Origin of the sequence: Paenibacillus solani (assembly GCF_001277345.1) — a bacterium.
In the GTDB taxonomy this organism is placed as follows: Bacteria; Bacillota; Bacilli; order Paenibacillales; family Paenibacillaceae; genus Paenibacillus_AQ; species Paenibacillus_AQ solani.
The window spans coordinates 995280-1018665 of sequence record NZ_LIUT01000001.1; the positions used below are offsets into that span (position 1 = coordinate 995280).

22 protein-coding genes, 3 tRNA genes and 1 pseudogene are annotated in these 23386 nt (G+C 46.3%); 20 read left to right on the forward strand and 6 right to left on the reverse strand.

Going from position 1 to position 23386, the window contains the following annotated elements:
* Window positions 1-10: 10 nt before the first annotated feature.
* The 9 genes from AM231_RS04355 (at window position 11) to AM231_RS04385 (ending at window position 3039) form a co-directional block, all read left to right on the forward strand.
* Entirely contained in the window at window positions 11-781 is a 771-nt protein-coding gene (locus tag AM231_RS04355; protein WP_054401466.1) for a hypothetical protein, read from the forward strand.
* Complete coding sequence (locus AM231_RS04360) at window positions 778-1047, forward strand: DUF4176 domain-containing protein (RefSeq protein ID WP_054401467.1); 270 nt, start codon at window positions 778-780, stop codon at window positions 1045-1047. Before AM231_RS04355 ends, AM231_RS04360 begins: the two co-directional genes overlap by 4 nt.
* A gap of 38 nt (window positions 1048-1085) precedes the next feature.
* Window positions 1086-1358 carry a WXG100 family type VII secretion target gene (locus AM231_RS04365; protein ID WP_054401468.1) on the forward strand — a complete coding sequence of 91 codons (273 nt, stop codon included), beginning with the start codon at window positions 1086-1088 and terminating at the stop codon, window positions 1356-1358.
* A gap of 195 nt (window positions 1359-1553) precedes the next feature.
* Entirely contained in the window at window positions 1554-1718 is a 165-nt protein-coding gene (locus tag AM231_RS28965) for a hypothetical protein (protein WP_165593372.1), read from the forward strand.
* An 82-nt stretch (window positions 1719-1800) separates the two neighbouring features.
* A tRNA-Met gene (locus AM231_RS04370) sits at window positions 1801-1877 on the forward strand.
* A 55-nt stretch (window positions 1878-1932) separates the two neighbouring features.
* A tRNA-Ile gene (locus AM231_RS04375) sits at window positions 1933-2006 on the forward strand.
* 153 nt (window positions 2007-2159) lie between these two features.
* Window positions 2160-2360, forward strand: a complete 201-nt coding sequence (locus AM231_RS04380) for a hypothetical protein (protein ID WP_054401469.1) — start codon at window positions 2160-2162, stop codon at window positions 2358-2360.
* 261 nt (window positions 2361-2621) lie between these two features.
* A complete protein-coding gene (locus AM231_RS30165; RefSeq protein ID WP_278044603.1) occupies window positions 2622-2744 on the forward strand; it encodes a hypothetical protein in 123 nt (40 codons plus the stop codon).
* A gap of 16 nt (window positions 2745-2760) precedes the next feature.
* The gene (locus AM231_RS04385; RefSeq protein ID WP_054403528.1) at window positions 2761-3039 is read left to right on the forward strand and encodes a hypothetical protein; all 279 of its coding nucleotides are present in this window, start codon (window positions 2761-2763) and stop codon (window positions 3037-3039) included.
* 285 nt (window positions 3040-3324) lie between these two features.
* Here AM231_RS04385 and AM231_RS04390 read toward each other — a convergent pair whose 3' ends face one another.
* On the reverse strand, window positions 3325-3564 hold the full coding sequence (locus tag AM231_RS04390; protein WP_054401470.1) for a WGxxGxxG family protein: 240 nt from the start codon (window positions 3562-3564) through the stop codon (window positions 3325-3327).
* Between the two features lie 291 nt (window positions 3565-3855).
* Here AM231_RS04390 and AM231_RS04395 point away from each other — a divergent pair, with 291 nt between their 5' ends.
* A complete protein-coding gene (locus AM231_RS04395; protein WP_053489057.1) occupies window positions 3856-4050 on the forward strand; it encodes a hypothetical protein in 195 nt (64 codons plus the stop codon).
* 78 nt (window positions 4051-4128) lie between these two features.
* On the opposite strand, the gene AM231_RS04400 is transcribed toward AM231_RS04395, so the two are convergent.
* The 3 genes from AM231_RS04400 to AM231_RS04415 all read right to left on the reverse strand — a co-directional run bounded on the left by AM231_RS04400 (window position 4129) and on the right by AM231_RS04415 (window position 7027).
* Complete coding sequence (locus AM231_RS04400) at window positions 4129-5334, reverse strand: MFS transporter (protein WP_054401471.1); 1206 nt, start codon at window positions 5332-5334, stop codon at window positions 4129-4131.
* Between the two features lie 150 nt (window positions 5335-5484).
* Complete coding sequence (locus tag AM231_RS04405; protein WP_054401472.1) at window positions 5485-6084, reverse strand: TetR/AcrR family transcriptional regulator; 600 nt, start codon at window positions 6082-6084, stop codon at window positions 5485-5487.
* A 184-nt stretch (window positions 6085-6268) separates the two neighbouring features.
* Window positions 6269-7027: a polysaccharide deacetylase family protein gene (locus AM231_RS04415; protein WP_053489053.1), complete on the reverse strand. Its 759-nt coding sequence runs from the start codon at window positions 7025-7027 to the stop codon at window positions 6269-6271.
* A gap of 302 nt (window positions 7028-7329) precedes the next feature.
* On the opposite strand from AM231_RS04415, the gene AM231_RS04420 reads away from it, so the two are divergent.
* The 3 genes from AM231_RS04420 (at window position 7330) to AM231_RS04430 (ending at window position 9202) form a co-directional block, all read left to right on the forward strand.
* Window positions 7330-7415, forward strand: a tRNA-Leu gene (locus AM231_RS04420).
* A gap of 685 nt (window positions 7416-8100) precedes the next feature.
* Window positions 8101-8787, forward strand: coding sequence for a uracil-DNA glycosylase (locus AM231_RS04425; protein WP_054403529.1), 687 nt, complete (start codon window positions 8101-8103; stop codon window positions 8785-8787).
* Window positions 8788-8806: 19 nt separating this feature from the next.
* Window positions 8807-9202 (forward strand): hypothetical protein, encoded by a 396-nt coding sequence (locus AM231_RS04430; RefSeq protein WP_054401474.1) that lies wholly within the window; start codon window positions 8807-8809, stop codon window positions 9200-9202.
* Window positions 9203-9297: 95 nt separating this feature from the next.
* Here AM231_RS04430 and AM231_RS04435 read toward each other — a convergent pair whose 3' ends face one another.
* Complete coding sequence (locus tag AM231_RS04435) at window positions 9298-10374, reverse strand: AI-2E family transporter (RefSeq protein ID WP_053489050.1); 1077 nt, start codon at window positions 10372-10374, stop codon at window positions 9298-9300.
* 97 nt (window positions 10375-10471) lie between these two features.
* Window positions 10472-10810 carry a L,D-transpeptidase gene (locus AM231_RS04440; protein WP_053489049.1) on the reverse strand — a complete coding sequence of 113 codons (339 nt, stop codon included), beginning with the start codon at window positions 10808-10810 and terminating at the stop codon, window positions 10472-10474.
* A gap of 177 nt (window positions 10811-10987) precedes the next feature.
* On the opposite strand from AM231_RS04440, the gene AM231_RS04445 reads away from it, so the two are divergent.
* The 7 genes and pseudogenes from AM231_RS04445 to AM231_RS04475 all read left to right on the forward strand — a co-directional run bounded on the left by AM231_RS04445 (window position 10988) and on the right by AM231_RS04475 (window position 23370).
* Complete coding sequence (locus AM231_RS04445; protein WP_054401475.1) at window positions 10988-12811, forward strand: cache domain-containing sensor histidine kinase; 1824 nt, start codon at window positions 10988-10990, stop codon at window positions 12809-12811.
* Complete coding sequence (locus AM231_RS04450) at window positions 12804-14315, forward strand: response regulator transcription factor (protein ID WP_054401476.1); 1512 nt, start codon at window positions 12804-12806, stop codon at window positions 14313-14315. Before AM231_RS04445 ends, AM231_RS04450 begins: the two co-directional genes overlap by 8 nt.
* A gap of 128 nt (window positions 14316-14443) precedes the next feature.
* Window positions 14444-15922 (forward strand): ABC transporter substrate-binding protein, encoded by a 1479-nt coding sequence (locus AM231_RS04455; RefSeq protein WP_054401477.1) that lies wholly within the window; start codon window positions 14444-14446, stop codon window positions 15920-15922.
* A 137-nt stretch (window positions 15923-16059) separates the two neighbouring features.
* Entirely contained in the window at window positions 16060-16998 is a 939-nt protein-coding gene (locus AM231_RS04460; protein ID WP_054401478.1) for an ABC transporter permease, read from the forward strand.
* Between the two features lie 45 nt (window positions 16999-17043).
* The gene (locus AM231_RS04465) at window positions 17044-17940 is read left to right on the forward strand and encodes a carbohydrate ABC transporter permease (RefSeq protein WP_053493944.1); all 897 of its coding nucleotides are present in this window, start codon (window positions 17044-17046) and stop codon (window positions 17938-17940) included.
* A gap of 25 nt (window positions 17941-17965) precedes the next feature.
* Window positions 17966-20263: a glycoside hydrolase family 3 N-terminal domain-containing protein gene (locus AM231_RS04470; protein ID WP_054401479.1), complete on the forward strand. Its 2298-nt coding sequence runs from the start codon at window positions 17966-17968 to the stop codon at window positions 20261-20263.
* A 3-nt stretch (window positions 20264-20266) separates the two neighbouring features.
* A pseudogene (locus tag AM231_RS04475) lies at window positions 20267-23370 on the forward strand (alpha-mannosidase).
* The last annotated feature ends 16 nt before the right edge of the window (window positions 23371-23386 follow it).

The following is a 23386-nucleotide window of genomic DNA, read 5'->3' on the forward strand; positions in this document are numbered from 1 at the left end:
AGTGTCGAGGATGAGTACGAAGATTTCCGAGGAAGAGCAGTTTCATTTCCGGCTCATCCCCGCTGAGCAGATTCGGGGCGGCATTGTATGCTTTTTGTTTATCATGCTGATTCCTGTATTGGTTACGCTGGCAGCACCGATGATGTCGGTGTATTTCTATGTGGCTGCGGGCGTGTGGGTGGCTATGTTGTTATGGGGCATGGGGCTGAGTACAGACCCGTATCGGGCCGAGGTGAGTTTTGTACTGTATTTAGGAATATACGGGCTGGCACTGGCTATAAATTGTCAGGCCGCTATATTAAAAATGATGTATGACATGGCTGGGGTGGAGTCCATTGGATACGGGGTTAGCTCTGTAGGGGTTATGCTGCTGCTGCTCGTTGCTTTTTATATTTTGCATGTAAGAGCACTGCGGCAAAGGGCTTACCAGACCATGGAGAGAAACGGAAAACTAGGAAAAGCAGGCAAAGCGGCTTTCCTGCTTGCGGGAATCGGTTATACAGGATATTACATCATCGTTGCCGTTGCCGGGGATCTTGGTGGATTTGTAATGGGAATGGCGGCTTTTTCCGTCCTGTTAATACTCGGTTTGTACATGGCCATCGTGTTTATTCATCGGTATATCTTTATTCGAAATCATATGGATCAATTGAAGGCACATTACCCAGTGCTTGGATTACCAAAAGAGAAACGGAATGCGGCTTATTTAAACAAAATGAATCAAGGCAACAAGGCTCCGGTATCGCAGAGGAAGAGTAAGAAAAGGAGAGGATCGTTATGACGCAGCAATTGCTGCCCAATGGATCGATTGTCATTTTGAAGGAAGGCGAGAAGAAGCTGGTGATTTACGGTCGCAAGCAGATCTTGGCGCTTGAAGAGCCGCAAATGTACGACTATCTGGCATGCCCCTATCCCGAAGGGTATGTCAGCCCGGAGTTTGCCTATGTCTTTAATCATGAAGATATCAAGGATATTATTTTTACCGGCTACCAGGATGAAGAGGAAGAAGAATTTCAAGCCGTTCTGGCAGAGGTCAGGACCGAATAACTAACCCATCCACAATCATATAGGGAGGAGGGAGAGTCATGTCCGGACGGATCGAAGTGTCCCCTGAAGAGCTGCGCCGTGCCGCGGCTGATATTCGAAGCGGGAGCGAGCATGGTGGTGAATTGGTTGCAAGGCTCACTCATGTTATTGAAACGTTAAATGTGGAATGGGAGGGAGTTTCCCAGCAGCGGTTCCGTACTGAAGCGGAGGAGACGAAGGCACAGCTTATGAATTTCATTCAGATGATGAATACGATGGAGCAGGAATTGATGAGCATCGCTGCAAGGTTTGCAGAGGCGGATGGCCAGTAGGCTTAATAAAGTGTGCTGCACGGGTAATAACCAGTCGGATCCTGATCACGGTGTGATTGCAGGCGACGGCTGGTCATCGTCTGTTTATAAGAGGAATAGGTATGAATTTCATAAGGAGGTGGATTTTTTCTGGGAGCTTGGACATACTAGGGTGGCAGCACATTATTATGATCTCTCGGTAAGGAGTCGCATAGAATGAACTGGGTATATTATGGAAAGCTCTATACAACCAAGTTTCAGGCGGGGTGTTTTGCCAAAAGGCTGGAACAGGATGGATGGCTGTTTGGGTTTCATGATCCAAGGCTGGTTGAGATCTACCGTTCCAAAAAAGGCCGTTATGGTGTCCGATTTATACCTTGACCAAAATTCCATCAAAATAGTACTTGACTTCAACTAGGTAAATGGTGTATATTTATTCTTGTCGCTGTTTCATACAGCATTGTNCGGGGTGGAGCAGTTCGGTAGCTCGTCGGGCTCATAACCCGAAGGTCGTAGGTTCAAATCCTGCCCCCGCAACCAATTTAATTTCATTGTATGTATGACGTCCTTATGTTTATGTGTACATGTATGTTCAGGGCCCTTAGCTCAGTTGGTTAGAGCGGTCGGCTCATAACCGATTGGTCACAGGTTCGAGTCCTGTAGGGCCCACTCACAGAAAAACCCTTGCTCAGCAAGGGTTTTTTGCTATTTACAGGGTTAATTATGATACGTCGTCTTCACATCAGGAATTTATATACATTGATAAAAGAACAAGTGTTCGCATATAATACAAACAAATGTTCTGTATGGGGGCGAACACGAATGCATAAGTACATCGGGAATGTTATTGAAATCATCTACATGGATCGCAAGGGGAAGATTACACAGCGTAAGATTGAGGTGCTGGCGGTGAAGGATGGGCGAGTTCGAGCGAAGTGTTTGCAGTTAGGAGCGCCGCGCATATTTTTGGAAAGCAATATTCTCTCGATGAAGATCTGTAAGGGTAACCGGTACGCATCCTGATTTGGATATAGAAGCAATATTTCCCCTAAATCCTTGAACATTAGACGGTGGACATGATTCCTAACTTCAAATCGGGAATAGAATGTTATGAAACAAATTGCGAGATGAAGATGTTTCGTATGAGTTACGGGGCATTTTTGACTGATGAACTTAAGCATGCAAGTAAATACACTTTTATCATGAACCTGGATCTCAGAAGAAAAGTAAAAGATCTAACGAGTTAATGTCCCTCTTACTATATGTTCTAAACGGAGTGATGTAATGGATCAGGATGAGGGTAAACGCATTATTACGTTTATTGTTATAGTTGTCATCATTTATTCATTTATCACGGGGCTTACACAAGGTGATGGAGGAGATAATGAACCAGTAATCGTGGGTTAGTTTGGGGGTAAGAGCAGTGAGGAAAAATGGAAATAACGGTAATGGAAAAAATAAGAGAAATGGTAAAAACAAAAAAAACTCACTGCCCAAGTTATCCCCTGCTCAGATTGCAGTTATTGTCGGTATACTTACCAATGCTTTGGAGGTTAACTCAGTCTTAGTCGATAAAGACCAGAGGGTGGAAATTTTATTAGAAGGTTCACTTAGAAAGAAAACAAAAGCTGATCAACTTGCAGAAGAACTTGATGATATCAGTGTGAGTGATTTAATTGAAGCGTATATCATACGTTCTTAGGATTATGGATAGACAATTCTTAGAAAACAACCTTGCGATAAATGATTTCTCTCTAGATTGGCTTAAATATATATTAAAATCATGTATATCGATATTTATAAAAGATAAAATCCCTTCACTCGGTTGGTAGAGTGGTCGGCTCACAATGAATTGTTACAGGTTCGAGGCCTATTGGGATCACTCACAGAAAAGCCCTTGCTCTGCAAGGGCTTTTCTGCTATTTATCATGGTACGCCTAATGATCAATAGAAGGATCATCGGGCAGTTCCAGATGCAGAACCTGTTCTACTGACGCTCTGGAGAGCGTCGCTTCAGACCTACTAAGCCGGCGAGACCAATCAATCCCAGCCATCCCCAGTCTGTATCGTTGTTATCGTTTGCTGCATTGGTGCGGTAACTGTTGGTGTTCACATTGTTTGTGTTCATATCGTTGCTGTTCATGTTGTTATTTTCTGCAAAAGCAGGAACAACAAGAACCAAGGCAATAATCCATGCAGTCAGGAAAGACACGCAGATTTTCTTCATTGTTTTACCTCCCTCCAGGTCGATTTGGACTGATGTTGGTTTAGGTACCAAATTTATCGTGCCCAGAAGGATCTATAATATTCCGTTAACAGAACTATAAGGGGGAAAGGAGCTTTTGAGGAGACATTGGAATCGATCAGATATGTTATGTGTAAAGCCAACATGCGGTTTAATTGAAATTATGGGTGACTTCAGGTACATTTTAGATGGAGTCGCAAGAATCCAGGAGTAAAAGATGAGGGCTGGTTAAGCAGCGAGCAACGGATTCGTACATAGGATGGGGGATCATCGGTGTCAGGATGGATTTTAGATCAATCATGGGGTTTACCTGTGTTGATGGCTTTTTTAGTTATCGTATTCGTATTTGAAACAAGGAAAGCTTTCAAGGCATACAAGGAACATAAGCGTTTTGAGTTAGGATGGGCTTTATTATTTGCGCTCGTGGCATTACTGGCGATTGTGATCCTGGCCACGAATGGAAGGTAACGACCGAATATAAACAAGACCCCACCGAGTACAGGTGGGGTCTTGTCATGTTGGTAAGGCTGAAGCGCTGTAAAGCTGTTAATGTTCATTCATGACAGCTTCTGTAGCCTCCCAGGCCCTCCCTGCACGCATAGCCAGGAAGAAGCAGAGAATGAGGACGATGGAGGCGGAGATGTATGGAAAATTGATGTTTAAATCAAACAGATAGCCTGCCAGGAGCGGCCCAGCGATATTACCCAGGCTGGTATAAGCTGAGTTCAGGCCGGCGACGTAGCCTTGCTCATCCTTTGCCAGCTTGGACATTTGCGTACCGATGGCGGGACGCAGGATGTCAATGGACAGGAACACCAGGAAGGTCACCAGGAAGATGAGCCAGTATTTATGGACAAACAGCGTTAACAGAATGCATATGCCTGCAGTCAGCAAACTGAGCGTGATGACTCTTTTCTCACCGAATCGATTCAGGATCCAGCCAAAGATCGTTGCCTGCACGACAGCACCCGCGATCGAACCAAAAGTAATGATCATGGCTATGTCTTTAGGGGTGAAACCGAATTTATGATCCACAAAGAGGCCAAACACCGTCTCATAATTAGCAAGACCGAACGAGAGAACAAACACGATAATCAAGCTCAGGAAATAAGGTTCCTTAAATGAACGTACCAGCTGTACAGCCAGGCTTTCCTTCCTTTGTCCCAGCACGGTAGGAGCTTCTCGTTTAGCGGACGACTCCGGAAGCAGCAATAACGTAATTAAAGCGGCTATCACTCCTGCAACGGCCGCAGCGTAGAAAGGCACGCGAATACCGAACTCGGCAATAAAGCCCCCTATGCCCGGGCCGATAATAAAACCAGTCGTAATCGCGGCATTGATGAATCCCATACCTCTGGCCCGTTCTTCATTCGAAGTCACGTCAGCCGTGTAGGCCATAATAGCGGGCATAATAAGAGCAGCACCGACGCCGCCCAGCATCCTGGACGCAAACAGCAGAACTGGCGTACTTGCAGCTCCGAACATCCATTCCGAGAAGGCGAACACAATCATGCCGGAGATGATAATTTTCTTACGCCCTACGGTATCAGATAATCTCCCCGCAAGAGGTGAGAACAACAGCTGCGTTAATGAAAAAGCAGCAACGAGCATACCTACCGTGCTTCCACTGATATGCAGTTCGGTCATATAAGTTGGCAAAATAGGTATGACGAGCCCGATGCCAGTGAAGACTAAAAATATGTTGAACATAAGGAGCAGGATCGCTCCTTTATTTCGCAGTAGTAATGACATGATGATATCCTCCAAAAAAATAAGACCATATATTCCAAAATAATAAATGAGTCAGGCTCATTCCATTTGTTATACTGAACGTTCGGTTTGTAATGGGACGAAAGAGATTCTCCATGAATTGGAGGTTAAATAAAAAGAGGCAGCAATTGATTAAGATTTTTTTTCAATGCCATGCAAAAATACTTTAATGGCGGCATGATAAAGGGAAAGCGCGTTTTCCACCTTCGTTATTCGCGACATCTGGCTTAGGCCTATAATGAGGCTCTCAAAGATGATGGACAGCTGCTCCACGTTATGATACTCAAATTCCCCCCGGTCTATCCCTTGTTGAAGTAATTTCTGGTTGAACTCCAAGTGACTTCGAATGATTTGAACGATCCGTTGCTCTACGTCCCCGGTCATGTTGTCATTGCTGTTCATAAATTCATCCAGTGCTTTGGAAAAAGGGTGATTCAGATCATCAAATACCAATTGATCAGCAATTCCGTACAGCTTATCAATGGTAGTGGTGTACTGCTGTTCTTTGCTGCTCCATTTCTGTTCCCATTCAAGGTCCCATTCCTCGATCAAGTACAGAAACAGCCCTTCCTTGCTCTTAAAGTGATAATAAATATTTCCTTTGCTGCTGCCGGTGGCATCCACGATTTCTTCAATCGAAGTTGCTTTGTAACCTTTTTGCATAAACAGTGTCTTGGCGGCGTCAGCAATCCGTCGCTTGGTATCTTCGGTCTGTTGCTGTTTTTTATTCACGCATGTTCCACGTCCCTCCTAATTCCCTTACCTATCCTAATCTTATATACTGAACGTTCGTTCTGTATCTTATCAAATGAAATTACGATGATCAAGTGGAAATTAACATGATAATGAGAACAATTCAAAAGACCTGCAAGAAAACCGTTACCGGGAGTGGCAACGGGTAGCTGGATCATATGATTCAATGATTCACTTCCATGAATTTATTCGTGTTCTCTTGATATGACATTAGCTCGGAGATTGTAATAAATTCAAATCCTCTTTTTTGAAGCTCCGGCAAAATGATCGCAAGTGCTTCTACCGTCTGTGTACTGTTTGGCACAAAGTCATGCATTAATACGATGTCCCCGTTGCGAGCGTTATCCAGAACTTTTTTGACAATCCGGTTGACACCCGGCTTCCGCCAGTCCAGCGTATCCTGATGCCAAGACCATAACACGGTTAGCATTCCGAAATCTTTGCTTGTTCTGACTATTGATTCATTGTAGCTGCCACCAGGTGGGCGGAATAATACACTTTTTACTCCGGTTGCATCCAAGATCGCTTCCTGAGTCTGGTTCAATTCGCTTAATAATTTATTTCCGCTAATATTGTGAAAGGGCGGGTGGGTGTAGGAATGATTGCCGATTTCATGTCCTTCCTGCAGTTCCCTGGATACGATGTCAGGATGCTGCTCGACCCGGCTGCCGACCACAAAGAAGGTGGCTTTGGCCTCATGCTGCTTAAGTAAATCCAAAATTTTCATCGTGCTTTGCTCATCGGGCCCGTCATCGAACGTAAGGGCAATTACTTTGCTGTGCGTAGGTACCTCCCACAATATTTCCCCGCGTTCCTCATAGTAGTCTCTGCCCCTTGAGGCGGAAGGCCCTTGACCTGCATTCGCATTCATTGGATAGCAAAGGGAGAGGGCGACCCACAGAATAATAAGACATTTTTTCATGATGATCTATCCTTTTCTCTATAGTTGCTGTCTTAATGAAACATGCAAGCTTTATTATCATTTGCAGACTTGGACATATTATTCTGAACTTGATAAGACACAGGCACGCGGTAAGTAAGGATTAGGTTATCATCAAGTGAAAAAAATATATTGACATCATATGGATAGACATGTTATTATCGATTTTGTCGCCAGAACGAAATATGCTTGGTTGCTATTGCGAGATATTCCGCTAGTCAGTTCGGAATCTCATGCGTGTGAGAACAAAGCGTAGTGTAAAAGCGGGAATACCGCATTAATATGCCGGGGTGGCGGAATTGGCAGACGCACAGGACTTAAAATCCTGCGGTAGGTGACTACCGTACGGGTTCGACCCCCGTCCTCGGCATTATAACAAGACTGAGACACCACCGATGGGTGGTGTTTTTGTTTGGGCTTGATAACTGAATGCATAGGCCGCCAAATGAATGGCGGTTTTTTTTATTGTTTACAAATCCCACTCAGATACTCTTCATCCCAATACCCACCTCTGCCATATAATATTGTTTTTACATACTGAAGGAGCTGAATAACATTTCATATGTAAGCGTTTTTTTGTGATTGATGCGAAATTTCGAGTATTTTGGATTTGCGCAGTATTCAGTCTTGTACACAGGTAAGATTTCCCGTATAATAAAAAACGTGAAACGCACAGTAGCGAGGGGCGCGCTGTTACATAACAGTTAATTAACGGTGAGGTCTCGTTACCTGTCGTCGATTTAACGTATAATACCGCTGTACAACCGCAAATGGGACAGCATTAAGTGGTGCAAGCCGCTTAACATCCTGTGGTAGGTGACTATCGTACGGGTTCGACCCCCGTCCTCGGCATGATAGCAGCGTCTGGCGAATGCAAAATAAGTCGGCCCCTCTTTGGGAGCCGGCTTATTTTTTAAATGTGATGCATCAATGGGTTAAAGCGAATTGTTATCTAATACAGGAAAGCGATAGATGTCTAATCCCGATTAAAGACTCGCATTGTTTAATCATTCCATGCTGACCTATCAAAAGGAGGAGGGAGACGAGATATGCGTATGTTTAATAATGATTGGGACCTGATCCTGAGGGATGAAGTTGACAAGCCTTATTTTCGGTCATTGATGGAACGGGTAAATGAGGCATACGAGCGAAGCACGGTGTATCCTCCCAAGGAAGATGTGTTTCGAGCACTTCAGCAAACATCGTATCAATCGACCAAAGTCGTAATTTTGGGACAAGACCCGTATCATGGTCCAAAACAGGCGCAGGGGTTGAGTTTTTCCGTCTCAAGGGGAGTCGCCATTCCACCTTCATTAAGAAATATATATAAGGAGCTTGCGGCCGATTTCGGAATTCCTGCTCCTGCACATGGTTCCTTGCTCTCTTGGGCCCATCAGGGAGTGCTGCTGCTCAACGCGGTTTTGACAGTTCGCAAAGGTGAGCCGAATTCACATAAAGGAATAGGTTGGGAGATATTCACGGATGCGGTGATATCGAAATTGAATGAACGCGAGCAACCCATCGTTTTTATATTGTGGGGCAGTTATGCCCAGAAAAAAGGTTCCTTCATCGACCGGAGCCGCCACAAGGTCATTGAATCCAGTCATCCGAGTCCTTTTGCAGCTCATAAAGGTTTTTTTGGCAGTCGTCCCTTTTCAGCAGCGAATGCTTTTTTAGTGCAAAACGGTATGGATCCGGTGAATTGGGAAATCCCGAATACCCCGGACAATGGAGATGAATAATCCGCGAGAGGTGACCTTCATGAAACATTGGATTGGTCGTCATGTTGTCATTCAGCGTCTTGACGGGGCGAGAAGCACGGTTGAAGGTGTGTTGAAAGGATGGGATCCCATTCAGGAGAAAGTGACGCTAGGCCCTGGTGAGCTTGTCATACCGTTTGGCTCCATTCATCGCATTATGCAGAGGAACACGTATCCGGCCTGGAACGCTATCGGTTATGTCGTGAAGCATACCATTCAATTCGATAACGCCGTTTATTTTGGTTCTTGTGTAATGGTATGGAGGGGCGATAGCTTGGTGGCATCACAAGCTGTCCTTACTGCGCATGATAAGAATACCGTTACACTGTCAAACGGAATGATATTGCGTAAAGATGAACATGAATTTGTGGTTCGATCCTTGCGTGGTCATGTGTAATACTATTAAATAGAGGATGTCCCCAGCAGCCATCGTATCATTGGCGGGGACATCCTTTTTTTGTGTGCAGGAACTTAATTCAAAGTCCGTATTATTCAGGCATCTTCTACTTTTTCGGCGAGGAATAATTCATATATCCGCACGATGATTATTTTGATGATCATATAAGCAGGAATGGCCAGCAGAATTCCGAGTAACCCGAAGAAATCACCACCTACAAGAATAAGTATAATTGTGGTTAGTGGATGAATATCCAGCTGTTTACCATAGATGACGGGAGTCAGAATATTATCCTGGATCTGCTGGGCGATTACAACAACGACGACAGACCATAACGCGATGGAAGGCGATTCAATAAATCCAATGATAACGACAGGAACGGTCGCGAGCAGCGGACCGATATACGGTATGAAATTCAAGAAGAAAGAAATGACGGTTAAGAGCAATGAGTAAGGCAAGCCGATGATGAGAAATCCGATATACATCATAATGCTGAGTATAAGATTTAAGATGACTTTGCCGATAATAAAGTTGCTGAGTGCCGTATCGATGTCGCCAAGCACTTCCTGGCCGTCACGGCGGTAACGTCTTGGCAGGACGCTGAGCAGCTTGGGCGGCAGTTTGCTTCCTTCCTTAAGCATGTAGTACAGAATGATGGGAATCGTAGCAATGATGACGACAACATTGGATATAACCGAGATCAGGTTATTTATGGAGTTACTGATCCAGGTAATGAGGCGGTTCATGTATTCCGTCAGAGAGGTCGACAGCTCGGATTCCGTAGGAATAAATCGCGCCCAGAACGGATTCTGCTGCAGCTGGTCAATCTGTTTCTGCATGTCCTCCACCAAAAAAGGAGTATTATTGATCAAGTTTTCAATCTGTTCTCGAAGCGTAGGCCATACCACGATGCCAAAAATAGCGCATAGGCCTGCAAACACGAAATAGATCATCAGCACACCGATGGATCGTTTGATTCTTCGACGCTCCAAGTAGTCTACAATCGGTCTAAGCAGATAATAGAAAAAGCCAGCCATTGCCACGGGGACAATCAGCATATTGAACATGGAGACGATTGGGCGAAATAAAAAGCTGATTTCGGAGCCTAGATAGATGATTAACAGCAGGGCGATAATACCCAAACATGTCCTGAAATATTTGCTCTGCATCATAGACAATCCCTCCATTTCAACGAATGGTTAAATATTCGGTCATTTAACATTTGTATTTAACCAATTTAGAGAGGCTTGAAATCATTTCGTTATATTATTATTTACGTATCGTGACCTGGGTATGGAGGGGAACGAGGGCAGCAAGCTGAGTCACATCCTCGTTGTACATTCTAATGCAGCCATGGGATACGGATCGGCCGATGGATGAAGGATCATTCGTTCCATGGATGCCATAATGAGGTTTGGATAACCCTAACCAGTAGGCTCCGAAGGGCCCGCCGGGATTCGGCTGTTTGTTGATGATAGTATATTGGCCGCTTGGAGTCTGTGTTGCCATTTTACCGATGGCGATGGGGTATGTGTGTACCACGATGTCACCATCCAGCAAATGCAGCTGAAAGTCGGACAAATCAACGATGATTCGATATTTAGGCATCAAAAATCCGCCTCCTTCTAATTTCATGGTATGAAGCAAGCAAGTAATCGGCCCACAATCGAAAATAAATAGGCAGCATCTACCTTCACAAGTGGCAGAAATTTCATCCGTTCAATTACGTGTGGCTGATGTTATATTTAAATCAGTAACGACGTTTACTTCAGGAAGGGGAAACAAATGTCTCCTGCTAGACTGTATCGAAAATATATAAAAAATAATATGTTTACAAAAATGCTGCTGTTAATCGCACTGATTGCAGTAGTAACCATAGTCACCTTGTCATATCTGATGTATTACTTCTTGTTTCAATCCGCTATTCGAAGTGAACTGGACATTCAGCAAACCGCAGTGGAGCGGGTGGAACGACATGTGAATCAAAAATATGAGAATGTTCAGCTTTACGTAAATGACTTATACCGCAACAGCTCGCTGGGCATTGATACATCGTATTTTCTCATGAACTCATTCAATGAATATATGGCCAAGCGAATGAATCGGATTGCAGGCGGCGGACAGTCTACATCAGACAGTGTGGTTGCCTATTTCAAGCAAAAACTGGACGATGATCCGGATATCGAGAATATCATGCTGTACAGTGCAGAGAAGCAATATGTTTATGTGTACAAGCAGGGAAGCATGACGCGTCTCTACCAGGCGAATGCCACATATTCTTATATCCCTGACGTGATGGCGATGGACACTCAGAGCGTGACCTTGCCGAATCTGTGGGTCCGTAAACTGGCAGGCGATGCCAATTTACCCTTGTTTTCAATCCGAAGCCCGATTAATGATATGGCCACCTATAAAAATTTGGGCCAGCTGCTTATTTTATACCGAACCGAGGCACTGGATGCGATCATGAATAGCGGGGACGATTCCTTTAAGGGCTCTGTGATGGTCATGTCGGGTGATGGGAGGGTGATGTATGACTCTTCTGGCAAATACTACGGTCAAAAATATCCTTATGCCGATAAGCTGATCACTCCCAAAGAAACCGTGACCCTTGATGAGGAATCATATATTACAACGGCTGCCCACAATCAAGCAGGTTATCTGGTGGTGGGAATCACGCCCAAACGTGTAATCTCCGAGTCTTTCCATGGGTTGCAGAGCACGATCATCATATCGGCGCTGCTATGTATCGTAATTGCTGTATCCATTCCTTCGCTGATGATCGTCAATTACTCTAAACGGACCGATAACATTATTCGCTTTATGCGCAAGGTCGAGAAGGGTGAGTTCGTTGCCCGGATGCAGGATACGAAGGAGGATCAACTGGGGCAGATTGCAGGCAGCTTTAATGAAATGCTTGATGAGCTGTCCCGGTATATCGATAAGGTATATAAGGCGGAGATTAATCAAAAGAATGCGGAGTTATCCGCTTTGCAAGCGAGAATCAATCCGCATTTTCTCTATAATACGTTAGAAGTAATACGAATGAGAGCTCTCTCCCAAGGGGCGCAGGATGTCGGCGATATGATCTACAGCTTATCTATGCTGTTCAAGAATATTGTACAGCACAAATCCCATTATACGCTGAAGGACGAACTGGAGGCGTGCAGACTCTATTTGGAGCTGTTTCGCATTCGCTATAAAGACAAGTACATTTACAAGATGCACTGCGATGAACATATCAAACAGGTTCCCATGATCAAAATGTCGCTGCAGCCGCTTATCGAAAATTATATTGTTCATGGTCTGCGCAGCGACGAAGATGATAATTGGCTGACGATTAACGCTTCGGAGAAGAATGGTGAGATATCGATCGAAATCAAGGATAACGGAAAAGGAATTGATCCAGGCGAACTTGAGGAGATTAAATCCAGACTGGAAATGGCCGAATCGAGCGGAGAGTCGTTTGGTCTTCGCAGCGTGCATGAGCGATTGAAACTAACGTACGGGAATTCTTACGGGATGGACATCGAGAGTGAGCCGGGGAAAGGGACGACAGTGACAATCAATTTTCCGGCAGCAGAAGGGAAGATGAATAACGATGTATAAAGTGTTTATCGTGGATGATGAGCCATTCATTATCGAGGGATTAATTGATGTCGTAGACTGGTCTAAGTATGGCATAGAAGTGGTCGGACATGCGGAGAATGGCCGGAAAGCACTTGACAAAATAGCGACGATTCCAGTCGATATTTTGATAACAGATATATCTATGCCCGTCATGACAGGACTTGAACTGATCGAGGAAGCAAGGAAATTAAACCGTAATCTGAAAGCCATTATCCTTAGCGGATTTGATGATTTTGCTTATCTAAAAGAAGGCATGCGGCTGGGGATTGAGAATTATCTGTTAAAACCGATCAATTTAAAGGAATTGGAAGAAACCATTGCGAGCACAACGGATAAAATGAATAAGTCCAAAAGGGAAATGAGACTGGACGAGTATGACATTAACATATTACGGAGTAATATTCTGTTTCGCTGGATCACGGACCGGATTGAGCCGGAGGAGCTGGAGGAACGGGCCACTCTTCTCGGATTAAATCTGAATTTGCCTTATGTTATGGCGTCTATCCTGAGAGCTGATTTCACGCCGCTGGAGAACTGCTTATATCAATTAATGGATCGGGAACCGGGCGTGCTGTATTTCCGCGATAATGATGGCGATCATGTTGTCATCTTCATGATGAGAGATCCGGATACGGAAAAAGCGAGAGCCATCCGGCTGCTGCAGCAAGTTCGGGAGCACTGCTACGAGGAAGAGCTGAGCATTTCGCTTGGCAGCGTGGAAAGCCTCGGGGGAGATTACAAGGACAGTTATCTTCATGCCAAGGAAGCCCAGGAATACTATCTCGTATTGGAGCAGCCCTCCTACGTGGATTACGTTGATGTTCAAGCTAAGAAGGGTGAAGCGGCTGAATCGTATTCGGTGCAGTGGCCTGATTATGCCAAGGGGATCGCGGGCAGGGACAAGCAGGTACTGTTTGATCTGATCGACAGCGATTTCGGCCGTCTTCGCCATACGCCCGGGATGAATCCGACAACACTCAAGAGCATCGCTGTTGAAATGGTTATTCGTCTCAAATTGGAGCTTAACGATATCCAGTACACGGCAGCCCCTGATTTTGTGAAGAATACGATCTCAGATATCATGGAGTCTGTATCGATCGATGATTTGGTTAAGGCAGTGAAGGATGGTGTCGGCGGGCTTGTGGATTCGCTTAATAATGACGTGAAAAGCCCTGTCATCCAGCAGATACTGCATCATATCCAGCATCATTACAATGAGGATTTGTCACTAAAGGTGTTAGGCGCCCAATATCATATTCATCCTGTTTATCTGGGACATCTGTTTCATAAAGAGACAGGGGAGAACTTTACAGAGTATATCAACAGGTATCGTATTGACAAAGCCAAGGATCTTCTAAGAAACTCTTCAGCAAAAGTACAGGATATCGCTAAAAATGTAGGGTATTGGGAAACCGGTTATTTCTATAAGCAATTTAAAAAATTCGTTGGTGTATCACCAAGAGACTTTAGAGGAATGCTCTGATTGAATAAATCAGAGCTTTTTTCTTTATTTTCACCATAATACCTTTAATTTTTCGCCTATGTGAAACTGCTTTCATAGGATAACCTTATATGTGTAGAGACACCAGGGATTCAAAAGGGAGGATTAACATGAGTAAATCGAAAAAGAAATGGCTTATGCCGCTAACGCTTCTGTTGTCTGCATCCATGCTGCTGTCGGCATGTGGAGGCAATAAAGAAGAGAGCGCAGGAAACGGCGGGGGAACTGCCGAGAAACCGGTTGAACTGATCTGGTACACAATCGGAACACCTCAGAAGGATGTTGACAAGGTTGAAGCCGAAATCAACAAATATACTGCTGAAAAGATTGGTGTAACCGTTGACATGAAAATGATTGACTTCGGTGACTACAACCAGAAGATGCAAGTAATGGCAGCTTCCGGCGAGCCAATGGATATCCTGTTTACAAGCTCTTGGGCGTTTGACTATGTGCAAAATGCACGTAAAGGCGCATTCATGGAATTGGACGATTTGATCGAGACCCATGGACAAGGCATTAAAGATGCAATTGATCCGGCGTTCTTGGAAGGTTCCAAGGTTGACGGACACAACTATGCGATTCCGGCTAACAAAGAACTTCCAGCACAAGAAGCATGGCGTTTTAACAAAAACCTGCTGGATAAATACAACCTCGATATTTCGAATGTAAAATCGATGGAAAGCTTGGAGCCTCTGCTCAAAACCATCAAAGAGAACGAGCCAAACGTGGTTCCATTGGCAATTAGCAAAGACTTCGGTCCATTGCTTCCATTTGACTACATTATCGAAAAAATGCCAATGGCTGTATATCTGGATGACAAGGACGATCTGAAAGTTGTGAACTTCCTTGAAATGCCGGAAACGATGGAAACCCTTAAATTGATGAACAAGTTCTACAAAGCCGGATATATTTCTCCGGAAGCAGCTACAACTACTTCAACACAGGACTTGATGACTTCCGGAAATTGGTTTGCGGATCGCGCGGCAACACAGCCGTTCGCAGATAATCTGTGGAGCCAAAGCTACGGCTATCCTGTAGTATCTACTCCGGCTGGCGATGCCAATATCTTTAACTGGTCTGTAATGGGTTCGATGCAAGCGATCTCCGCTAACTCGAAATACCCTGAGAAAGCCATGGATTTCTTGAACCTGCTGAATACAGACGTATATCTTCGCAACCTGGTTGACTCCGGTATCGAAGGTGTTCACTACAAGAAGCTTAGCGAGAACGTAATGGAAAACTTGCCAGAATCGAAGAACTACGACATGCCGACCTTTGCTCTTGGTAATGTCATGCTGACTTACTTGAACCCTGAAGATCCTGAGAATAAATGGGAAGAATTCAAGAAGTTTAACGAGTCGGGTAAGCCTGCTCCACTTCTCGGCTTCAACTTCGATCCAAGCAAAGTATCTACTGAGCTCGCTGCAGTCAACAACGTAAAAGAAGAGTTCTGGGCTCCGCTGATGACAGGTACCGTCAATCCTGAAGAATTCCTGCCAAAAGCGAATCAAAAGCTGAAAGCTGCTGGTCTTGACAAGATCATCGCTGAAGCGCAAAGCCAAATTGATGCTTGGAAAGCAAGCAAGTAATAACGATGCATGAAGCGGTCTGTCTCGCGTTCGTACTTAGTGTGCGAGATGCCGCCAAAGCATGAACAAGGACGGGGCGGCGGATGTTCACCGCCCTTCTTTTGTTCATTCCGTGCACATCACGAGGAGGGGTAAGCATGAGAGCAATCGGACAGTTTTTCAAAAATCTTATGACGAATAAGGCCATGTTGTTCATGGTTTTGCCGGGAACCCTGTGGTTTCTCTTATTCTCATATTTGCCCATGTTCGGGACTATTATTGCATTTAAAGAATATCGTTTCAGCCGTGACGGCTTCTGGGCAAGTATCGTTAATAGTAAATGGGTAGGTCTTCAAAACTTTAAATTCCTGTTTAGTACCAACGATGCATACATCATTACGCGCAACACAGTACTGTATAACTTTGTGTTTATCATTCTGGGTCTTGTTCTATCCGTAGCGTTAGCTATCGTATTGTCGGAAATTGTGAACAAGAAATTGGCGAAGGTTTATCAAACCGGTATGTTTTTACCTTACTTCTTGTCATGGGTTATTGTAGGGTATTTCGCATTCAGTTTCCTGAGCATGGATAAAGGAATGTTAAACCAGATCCTGGGCTGGTTCGGCATGGAGCCGGTACAGTGGTACTCCGAAGCCAAGTATTGGCCGATATTCCTGACGCTAATCAGCTTGTGGAAGTCTGTAGGTTATAACAGTGTCGTTTACTTGGCGGCGATCATGGGGATCGACAAATCCCTCTACGAGGCAGCGATGATTGACGGAGCGAATAAATGGCAGCAGATCAAAGCCATCACGCTTCCGATGTTGAAACCGCTAATGACCATTTTGACCCTGCTTGCGATCGGTAAAATTTTCTACGCGGACTTTGGTCTCTTCTATCAAGTGCCAAGGGATTCGGGAACCTTGTATTCTGTAACGAATGTTATTGATACCTATGTATATCGCGGTCTGAAGACAACAGGTGAGATTGGTATGAGTACTGCTGCAGGACTTTATCAGTCGGTGGTTGGATTTATTCTGGTTATGGTATCGAACTACATCGTTCGTAAGTACGACAAGGAGAACGCTTTGTTCTAATCTAGCAAGAAGGGGGTATATGATGTGTTCAAATCTAAGAGCAAGATGAAGGATTTCCATCAGCTTTCATCTGGATGGAATGTAGTGTTTAACCTGATTGCCGGTATTTTCTCGTTCCTGTGTGTGTTTCCGTTTTTATTCGTTATGATCATATCATTTACAGATGAGGGCGCCCTTGCCCGCAACGGATATCAAATCTGGCCTGAAAAATGGAGCCTGGAAGCCTATAAATATGTATTTCAAACAGGGGACACACTTCTCCGTTCCTATGGAGTTACGATCTTTGTAACCGTAGTGGGGACGCTGATCAGCTTGTTTATTATATCGCTTTATGCCTATGCGATTTCTCGCAAAGGTTTCAGATATCGTAACTTTTTTGCTTTCTTTGCATTCTTTACGATGCTGTTCAACGGCGGTCTAGTGCCAACCTATATCGTAGCTACACAGCTGCTTCATCTGAAAGATTCGATCTGGGCCTTGATCCTGCCGCTTGCGCTGAACGCCTTTTACATTATGATTCTTCGTACGTTCTACAGCACCAGCGTTCCGGATGCTATCATTGAATCTGGTAAAATCGACGGTGCGAGCGAGTTTAAGATTTTCTACAAGCTGGTACTGCCTCTTTCGTTGCCGGGTCTGGCAACCATTGGATTGTTCAGCACCTTGGGATATTGGAACGACTGGTTTAACGCATTGCTCTACATTGATGATCCGAATCTGGTTCCGCTTCAATCGATGCTTATGCGTATTGAGACCAGCATGCAGTTCATCCTGCAGAATTCCCAGAATTCATCCCTTAGCATGACTGCTCTGCAGAGCATGCCGCAGGACACTTCACGGATGGCGATGGTCGTTCTGGCAACCGGGCCGATTATTCTGGCGTATCCGTTCTTCCAACGCTATTTCATTCAAGGTTTAACGATTGGTGCGGTTAAAGAATAATGACTTCAATACCGGAGGGTATGAGATGACTTATAAAGATTCCAGTAAACCCATCTCGGAGAGAGTAGAACATCTTCTTGGCCTGATGAACTTGAAGGAGAAAGTCGGACAGCTGGTACAGCCGTTCGGCTGGATGACTTACGAAGTGAATGAAGGCCAGATTACACTTACAGATTCATTTAAAAAGCAAGTAAAAGACGGCGGCGTTGGATCCCTATACGGGACCCTTCGCGCCGATCCATGGACCGGTGTCACACTTGAGACCGGTCTTTCTCCACATAAAGGAGCAGAAGCCGTTAATCACATTCAGCGGTACGCTGTGGAAGAGTCGCGTCTCGGTATTCCGATCCTGATCGGCGAGGAGTGCTCACATGGTCATATGGCGATCGGCGGTACGGTCTTTCCTGTGCCGCTGTCCATCGGGAGCACATGGAATGTGGACTTATACCGCGATATGTGCCGCGCCGTAGCGCTGGAAACGCGCAGCCAAGGCGGTGCAGTTACCTATTCGCCTGTACTTGATGTCGTACGCGATCCGAGATGGGGGAGAACCGAGGAATGCTTCGGTGAAGATCCTTATCTGATCAGTGAGTATGCGGTTGCATCGGTTGAGGGGCTTCAGGGAGAGTCACTGAATAGCCCGAGCAGCGTAGCAGCAACACTGAAGCATTTTGTCGGTTACGGCAGCTCAGAAGGCGGACGGAATGCGGGCCCTGTACATATGGGCACCCGTGAATTGATGGAAGTGGACATGCTGCCATTCAAGAAGGCGGTGGAGGCAGGAGCTGCGTCGATTATGCCTGCTTACAACGAGATCGACGGCGTGCCATGCACTGTAAATACGGAGCTGCTTGATGGTATTCTGCGTAAGGAGTGGGGCTTTGACGGCATGGTGATTACCGATTGCGGTGCGATCGACATGCTGGCCAGCGGTCATGATACCGCGGAAGATGGACAGGACGCTGCTGTTCAGGCCATTCGCGCAGGGATTGATATGGAGATGTCGGGCGAGATGTTCAGCAAGCATCTTCTAAGCGCTATCGAGCAGAACAAACTGGAAGTCGCCGTATTGGATGAAGCTGTTCGTCGTGTATTGACCTTGAAATTCAAGCTTGGACTGTTCGAGAATCCTTATGTGGATCCGCAAGTAGCCGAGAAAGTGATCGGCAGCGAGCAGCATATCGAACTTGCCAGACAGCTTGCGGCGGAAGGCATCGTTCTTCTGAAGAATGAAGCTAAGGCACTGCCGTTGTCCAAGAAAAGCGGCGTGATTGCCGTCATCGGTCCTAATGCCGATCAAGGTTATAATCAGCTTGGCGACTATACATCGCCTCAGCCGCCGGCAGCCGTGACCACCGTGCTCGGCGGAATCCGCGCGAAGCTGGGAGATGAAGCGGAGCGCGTATTATACGCTCCGGGCTGCCGCATCAAGGATGATTCCAGGGAGGGCTTCGAGTTTGCGCTAGACTGTGCAGGCCAAGCCGATACCGTTGTTCTGGTACTTGGCGGTTCCAGCGCCCGTGACTTTGGGGAAGACACGATCGATTTGCGCACAGGGGCTTCGAAGGTCACGGACGATGCCATGAGTGACATGGATTGCGGGGAAGGCATTGACCGGATGACGCTGCAGTTATCCGGCGTTCAGTTGGAATTGGCCAAGGAGATTCATAAGGTTGGCAAACGGATGATCGTTGTGTATATCAACGGGCGGCCAATTGCGGAGCCTTGGATCGACGAGCATGCCGACGCCATCCTAGAAGCATGGTATCCGGGTCAAGAGGGCGGACATGCGGTAGCGGACATTTTGTTCGGCGATGTGAATCCGTCCGGTAAGCTGACGATATCGATACCGAAACATGTCGGACAGCTTCCCGTTTACTACAACGGCAAGCGGTCGCGCGGTAAGCGTTATCTCGAAGAGGATGCTCAGCCTCGTTATCCGTTCGGATATGGGCTTAGCTACACCGAGTTCAGTTATTCGGATATGCAAGTTACAAAAGAAGTGATCCGAGCAGGCGAAACAGCCGTTGTCTCCATAAATGTTACGAATACCGGCGACCGTGAAGGTGCCGAGGTGGTGCAATTCTATGTGAGTGATGTTACCAGCCGATTTACGAGACCGGCCCGGGAGCTAAAAGGATTCCGCAAAATTCTTCTTCAGCCTGGAGAATGCCGTAAGGTAGAGTTCACGGTCGGCCCCGAACAGCTTCAATACATTGGACAAGGTTACAAACAGGTGGTTGAGCCCGGATTGTTCCGACTTATGATAGGCAGACATGTGAACGATACGTTAAGTACAGATCTGACTGTACAGGAGGGTTAATGAATGGAACGCATTCGACGTTTTATACGCGAACTGTCGGAGCGGCAGTGGCTTGAGTCAATGGAGCTTAGAGAGTGGGACATTACCCGGACCACCTACGTGGTTCCCGGTGTGTATGAACATACGGCTCCATATACTGAGGGGTATGACTTCAACAGGTTCCCAAGCACGCAGGGGACAACCTATTTCTTACGGCTGAATCTTGAAATCCCTGTGAAGTGGGCAGATAGAGTGATTGGACTCGTGTTCCATTCCGGGGGCGAAGGACTGCTTCGCATTAACGGTGCGTCTTATCAAGGTTTGGATCGTAACCATACCATCGTTACGCTCGACCCGAAGCGGACCGGCATGAACATGGAGCTGGAAATCGAACTGTATGATCCGATTCCAGAACCGGTGGACCCGTTGAATCAGCAGGCTGTCATTCAGCCCCCGATTACCCGCATACAAAGTATGCTGGTCCAGGTGAACAAACCAGTCCAGAGCCTGATGTATACAGCAACCGTAATTCGGGATTCACTTATCCTGCTGCAGGACAGCGATATGCAGCGCGTCCGCTTAATGGAGGCGCTGTATCAGGCGATGGACCACTTTGTCAGCCTGGATGACGCCGCCATCCGGGATGGTGTTAGCATAACCGAAATTGAGCAGGAGCTCAAACAGACGGTTACTGCCATTGGCGGCCATGCCGAAGGCACCGAGCATATGGTGGGCCAGTCGCATATTGATATCGCCTGGTTATGGCCTGTCCGGGAAACAGTGCGAAAAACTTCTCAACCATGGATGCACTGATGAATGAATATCCCGATTTCAAGTACGCGCAGAGCCAGCCTTTACTGTACCAATTCCTGAAGGATCATGACCCTGAGCTGTACGAGAGAGTGAAGTGCAGAATTAAGGAAGGACGCTGGGAGCTGGTCGGCGGGATGTGGGTCGAACCGGACTTGAACATTCCGAGCGGGGAGTCCCTGATGCGTCAAATGCTGTACGGGCAGCACTTCTATCTCGAAGAGTTCGGTTTGACGTCTCATATCGAATGGCTGCCGGATACATTCGGATATTGTGCATCGCTGCCCCAGATCTTAAAGCATGGCGGCATTCGTTATTTCATGACAACCAAGCTTGGCTGGAACGATACGAGTGTGTTCCCGTATGACCTGTTCCATTGGGTCGGAATTGACGGGACGCCGATGTTATCTTATCTGAACCACGGCGTGAATGAGAACACACTGCCTAAAGACGTTCACGACCATTGGCAGTCCTACCGTCAAAGAGCCGTCCATCCGGAGCAGATGCTGTTGTATGGGCATGGTGACGGCGGAGGAGGTGTAACCCGGGAAATGCTCGAATACATTGACCGTTCCGAGCTGATGGTCGGACAACCGGCCAGCAAGTATAGCACGGCTGCTGATTTTTTCAACGGGATCGAAGATGCCAAGCCGAAGCTGCCTAAGTGGAGAGGGGATTTATACCTTGAGCTTCATCGCGGTACGTATACGACGCATGCCCGGAACAAGCGCCATAACCGGAAAGCGGAAATTCTGTACCGGGAAGCAGAGCTATGGAACTCCGTGGCATTCCCATCCATGGACAACGAGAAGAAGCAAGAGATTGTCAACCGACTGCAGGATGGTTGGAAGCTGATCCTGCTGAACCAGTTTCACGATATCATTCCAGGCTCTGCGATTACGGAGTCTTACATCACATCCGAGAAGGAATACACAGAGGTCTTCCGAAATGGAAATCATTGCCTTGATGATGGACTTCAGGTATTGGCGGACCAGGCCGATACAGAAGGGGAAGGCATTCCGTATGTCATTTTTAATGGTCTTGGATGGGATAGAGATGCCGTCATTTCGATTGAAGCCGAACAGGGGCTTGCTCCTTATGATTCGGATGGAGCGTTGCTGCAGTACGATATCCAATCCGCAGCAAGCGAGGAAGCACCGCACCGCATAAGTGTGCTCGTTCGGAGCATTCCGGCTTTTGGATATAAGACCATCTGGTTTAAGCAGCTGGCAGGAAAGGAAAGAGCGGCGAAGGATTCCGCTGCGGTGCTCAAAGACACCTGGGAGACGGATGTCTACAAGATCAGCTTTAATGATCGCGGCGAGATCGTCAGCCTCTGGGATAAAGAGGCTAGCCGGGAAGTGATCAAGCCAGGTGAAGCCGGGAACCGTTTTCACTTTTTCCATGACCGCCCGACACTGTGGGATGCATGGGACATTGATACCCGGTATGAAGAGCAAGCGGCCGGCGAAGCGGAGCTGATCGAGAAGAAGCTCCTACTTGCGGGAGACGTACAGGACGTCCTGCGTTTTCGTTGGCGATTGCATAACTCGGAGATCACACAGGATATGATTCTGTATCATGATGACCGGCGAATCGACTTCAAGACGCATGTCAGCTGGAATGAATCACATAAACTGCTGAAAGTCGGATTTCCTATCGGCGTCGTTGCTGACAAGGCAACCTATGAAATCCCATTCGGTACGATTGAGAGACCGACTCATCGCAATACAAGCTGGGAGCAGGCGCAATATGAGGTTTGCGGACATCGCTTCGCGGATGTGTCGGAGCATGATTACGGTGTCAGTCTTATCAACGATTGTAAGTACGGATATGACATCCAGGACAGCACGATTCGATTGTCTCTGCTGCGCGCGCCAAAGTGGCCTGATATCACGGCAGACTTGGGAGAGCATGAGTTCACGTACTCTCTATATCCCCATCTAGGAGACTGGAGAAGTGCTGCAATCGTTCGTAAAGCTGCCGAGCTGAATCATGAGCTGCCATACGTTAGGACAAGTCCGAAAAAGGGATCTTTACCTTCCGTCCATTCCGTTATCCCATTCGAGAGCCAGCATGTTATACTGGATACCGTTAAGCCAGCAGAGGATGGCTCAGGATATATCCTTCGGATGTATGAGTCTGCTGGGGGCAGAGATGAAGCGACCTTGAGTTGGCCTTATTCTTGTGAAAGAGTTTATCTCTCCAACGCATTGGAAGAAGAACTCGAGCAACTGGATACGGATGAAGGAAGGTTAAGCTTTCAATTTTTGCCGTATGAGATTAAAACCATCAAACTAACTACACAACTTACTTAGTCAAAGGAGCCAGAAC